This is a genomic window from Deinococcus pimensis DSM 21231, from assembly GCF_000519345.1.
In the GTDB taxonomy this organism is placed as follows: domain Bacteria; phylum Deinococcota; class Deinococci; order Deinococcales; family Deinococcaceae; genus Deinococcus_A; species Deinococcus_A pimensis.
The window spans coordinates 1-3,738 of the sequence record NZ_KI912618.1 but is presented as its reverse complement, the minus strand read 5'-3'; the positions used below and the strand labels follow the sequence as shown (position 1 = coordinate 3,738).

At 70.9% G+C, this 3,738-nt stretch carries 5 protein-coding genes; 3 read left to right on the top strand and 2 right to left on the bottom strand.

Annotated features, from left to right (window positions below):
• Both DEIPI_RS41130 and DEIPI_RS0101465 read left to right on the top strand, forming a co-directional pair.
• On the top strand, window positions 1-586 hold a 586-nt coding region (locus tag DEIPI_RS41130), incomplete at its 5' end, for a GltB/FmdC/FwdC-like GXGXG domain-containing protein (RefSeq protein ID WP_045233414.1).
• A gap of 101 nt (window positions 587-687) precedes the next feature.
• Window positions 688-1,038, top strand: coding sequence for a nuclear transport factor 2 family protein (locus tag DEIPI_RS0101465; RefSeq protein WP_027480618.1), 351 nt, complete (start codon window positions 688-690; stop codon window positions 1,036-1,038).
• Here the strand turns inward: DEIPI_RS0101465 and DEIPI_RS27595 are convergent.
• Window positions 1,022-1,921: a phosphotransferase gene (locus DEIPI_RS27595; RefSeq protein ID WP_045233413.1), complete on the bottom strand. Its 900-nt coding sequence runs from the start codon at window positions 1,919-1,921 to the stop codon at window positions 1,022-1,024. The two genes, DEIPI_RS0101465 and DEIPI_RS27595, sit on opposite strands and share 17 nt — an antisense overlap.
• A 300-nt stretch (window positions 1,922-2,221) precedes the next feature.
• On the opposite strand from DEIPI_RS27595, the gene DEIPI_RS0101455 reads away from it, so the two are divergent.
• Window positions 2,222-2,995: an endonuclease/exonuclease/phosphatase family protein gene (locus tag DEIPI_RS0101455; protein WP_157463393.1), complete on the top strand. Its 774-nt coding sequence runs from the start codon at window positions 2,222-2,224 to the stop codon at window positions 2,993-2,995.
• Window positions 2,996-3,058: 63 nt separating this feature from the next.
• On the opposite strand, the gene DEIPI_RS27590 is transcribed toward DEIPI_RS0101455, so the two are convergent.
• On the bottom strand, window positions 3,059-3,738 hold a 680-nt coding region (locus DEIPI_RS27590), incomplete at its 5' end, for a M20/M25/M40 family metallo-hydrolase (RefSeq protein ID WP_045233412.1).

Sequence of the window (3,738 nt, the reverse complement as noted above, 5' to 3'; positions counted from 1 at the left end):
CATCACGGTCCTCAAGGGCCGCAACCATCAGGGCGAACGCGTGGACGGCAGCGTCGGCAAGAGCTTCGCGTACGGCGCGATCGGCGGGCGCTTCCTCGTGCAGGGCAACGCCGACAGCCGCTTCTGCGTCCGGCTCTCCGGCGCGGACGTCGTGCTCGGCGGGGAGCTGCGCGGACGCGTCGAGGACGACCTCGGCATGCTCGCCACGCGCGCCAACGCCAAGGGCTACGCCTTCGAGTACATGACGGGCGGGCGCGCCATCGTCGTGGGCGACGCGGGCCCGTGGATCTGCTCGGGCATGTCGGGCGGCGTGGTGTACCTGCGTCACGCGCCCGAACTCGGCCTCGACGACGCGGCCCTCAGGCGGCGCCTCGCCAAGGGCGCGAACGTGGTGGTGCTGCCGCTGAGCGCGCAGGGCGTCACGGACGTCCGCGAGCTTCTCGGGGACTACCATCAGGCGCTCGTGAAGAGCGAGCAGCCCTCGGCGGCGCGGCGCATCGCGGAACTCCTCGTGGATCCCGCCTCGCACTTCCGGATGGTGCTGCCCGTCGCGCAGCAGGTGGACCCCGGCGTCAGCACGGAGTGAGCCGAGGTGCACCGGGAAGCCAGCCCACGAGACGTGGGCTGGCTTCCTGCTCGTGAACGGGTCGAGGGACGCGTGGAGCCCACCGGGCCTACACTGCCCTCATGGACGAGCTCAAGGCGGTGGAGGACGTGAACGCCCGCTGGAACCGCGCGTACCGGGAGCGGGACGCAGGCGCGCTGGAGGACGTGTTCGCGCCCGACTGGGTGGGGGTGCTGCCCGACATGACGGTCGTGCCGCGCGCGGAGATGCTCGAACGGGCCGTGACGAACCCGCCCGCCACGCTGACCTTCACGGACGAGGTGACGCGCGTCTTCGGGGACACGGCGACGGTGCACGGCCTGCTGACCATCTCCGGGGACGAGGGGGAGCGGCGGCAACGCTACCTGCGGGTGTTCACGCGCCGGGGCGGGCGCTGGTGGGCGGTGCTCGCGCAGGTCATGGTCCTTCCCTGACGAGTTCGCGCACGTGCCCGAGCGCGGCGAGGCCCGCGCGGACGTAGGCCTCCCCGTCCCGCTCGTGCCCGAAGGTGAGGTCCGCGAGGGCGCGGCAGAGCGCGAGGTACGCCGTGCGTGCGCGTGTCCGGACGTCCACCCCGCCGTACGCTCCGAGGGCCGCGTCCAGCAGCGCCGCGCCGCCCCAGTGGACGAGCCCGGCGAGGTCCCGCGCGGGGTCCCCGACGGCGGTGTCCGCCCAGTCGATGACGCCCGTGATCCGCCCGGCCACGTCCAGCATGACGTGCTCGGCGGCGAGGTCGCCATGCAGCAGGGCGGGCGGCCCGACGAACGGCGCGGGCGACGCGTCGAGGACGCCTCGCCAGAAGGTCGCGTCACCCCGCGGCACGTCCCCGCGCTCCACGGCGAGGGCGAGGTCCGAGAGCGCTTCTTCGGTCCATTCGGACAGGTCGCCGTCCTCCACCTCCAGCCCGAGCGCGTGGGCCCGCGCCTGGTCCTGACCGTGCAGGACCCGCAGGAACGCGCCGAGCGTCTCACCTACCGCCGACACGTCGAGCGGCGCGTCCCACCTCAGCGCGGGCACGCCCGAAAGCCTCGTCGAGCCGAGGAACGGGCGCGCGAACACTCCGGAGGGACGCCCCACGTACCGGGGCGTGGGCACGTCGAGCGGAAGGCGCGCCGCGAGCCACGCCAGCAGGCGGGCTTCCCGTTGCAGACCCCGCGCCGCCTCCTCGTCGCCGGGGAAGCGGAACACCAGATCGTCCCCGACGGCGAACGCCGCACTGTCCAGCCCCTCCCCGAGCGGCGCGACCGGCAGGGCGGCGAGTTGCGGGAACTGCGCCCGGATCGAGTGTCGGGCGACACGAACAGACGCGGGGGCCATGCGATCAGGGTAGTTCAGGCAGCACCTCCACAGAAGGGCGCGAGGTCATGACGTGAGGGCGTACGAGCGCGCCCATGCTCCGGGCAAATTCCGCGTCGTGTCATCCTCGTGCCGAGGCGCTTCCGGCGTCGGACACGAGCACGGCCAGACCGAGGGGCCATCGTGGACGTTCGGACCAGGAATATTGCGTCTCACGCACCCGCGACGAGCGGAATTCAGGAGAGAATCAGGCGTTGTCTTTGAGTATCTGATATGAAATCCGTATTTTCTGCCTCGCTCGCACTTGCCACCAACGCGGCAATGGACGCCACGAACGCTCTTCCCGCACCGAATCCCTCCCTCGTCGGGGGCGCCCGCTGGAAGAGCGAGGAAGTCAGGGTGTTCAGCGCCAACGTGGGCAACGTCGAGTTCTGGCGCGCGTCCTCCCGTCAGAACAAATACAAGTTCGACGGGCGAGGGTACCGGAGCCTGCGCAAAGCCATTGAAGCGCGCAACCCGCACGTGATCGCCCTTCAGGAGGACGGCGCGGGCTGCGCGGGGACGAAGAGGCTGGCCCGCGAACTCGGCTACGATTACCTGTCGGACTCCTACGCGGGGTACGAGTGCCTGGCGTACCCGAAGAACTGGCAGGTCTTGCGCTCCACCACATTCACGGCGAACGCCGTGGACACCGGCGGAGTCATGGCGCTGTTCAGGACGCCATCGGGAAGACAGGTGAGCGTCGTGAACGCTCACCTCGCGAGCGCGACGAGCCGCACGAACGGTTCCCGCAAGAACATCCGGGAGCGTCAGCTTCAGGACGCGCACGCGCTCCTGGAGGCCTGGCGACGGGAGTTCGGAACGGTACCCGCCCTGCTGGTGGGCGACATGAACGGGCATCTGCCCGGCATTCTCCCGAGTGACTGGACCGTCGTGTCCCAGCCGCACAAGTCCACCACTATCTACGGGTGGACCATCGACTGGATGGCCGTGAACGGTTCGGTCGTCGGGATCGCGGGTGATCCCATCCCCCTCCCGTGGCCGATGGACCATCAGGCTCTGTTCGGCAGCTTCTCGCTGCTGGACTCGCCATAGACAAGTCGATGCAGCGCCCCGCGAGCCGTGTGCTCCGGGGCGCTCTCCTGACCTCCGTGGGGACTACTCCTCCCGCGCGAGCCTCGTCATGAACTCCACCCCGAAGCGAATGCCGTTCTCGAAGTCCCGCACGAGGACGTTCTCGTTCGGGGCGTGCACGCGCCCGCCCACGTTGCCGATGCCGACCGCCACGACGGGCACGCCGACGTGCTCGTTGAAGGGGTGCATGGGGCCGCTCCCGCCCGACGAGGGATGCAGGACGGGCTCCATGCCGTATACCTCGCGCGCCGCGTCCACCGCGAGCCGCACGAAGGGACTCGCGAGGTCGCTGCGCGCCGGGTGCTCGTGCGATTCGAGCTCCACGACCTCCACGTCCCCGAGACCGTGCCGGTCGAGGTGAGCGCGCAGGAGCGCCACGACCCGCGCGGGGTCCTGGTCCGGAACGAGACGGAAGTCGAGCTTCACGAAGCCGTCGGCGGGCAGCACGGTCTTGCTGCCCGCGCCCTCGTAGCCGCCGTGGAAGCCGTTGACGTTCACGACGGGCTCCAGCGCGAGCCGCCGGTAGAACTCCGCGCCCGACGCGCCCCCCAGGAAGGAGCGGATGCCGTAGGCCTCGCGCAGCGCGTCCGACTCGTCGGGGATGCCCGCGACCGCGTCGAGGTCCGCCTGCGACGGCGCGCGCACGTCGTCGTGGAAGCCGTCGATGGTGACGCGGCCCGACTCGTCGCGCAGGCTCGCCACGG

Bases quoted from the DNA above. Each gene is read 5' to 3' on its own strand.
- DEIPI_RS0101455 (WP_157463393.1), top strand. From the start codon at position 2,222: ATGGACGCCACGAACGCTCTTCCCGCACCGAATCCCTCCCTCGTCGGG.
- DEIPI_RS0101465 (WP_027480618.1), top strand. From the start codon at position 688: ATGGACGAGCTCAAGGCGGTGGAGGACGTGAACGCCCGCTGGAACCGC.
- DEIPI_RS27595 (WP_045233413.1), bottom strand. From the start codon at position 1,921: ATGGCCCCCGCGTCTGTTCGTGTCGCCCGACACTCGATCCGGGCGCAG.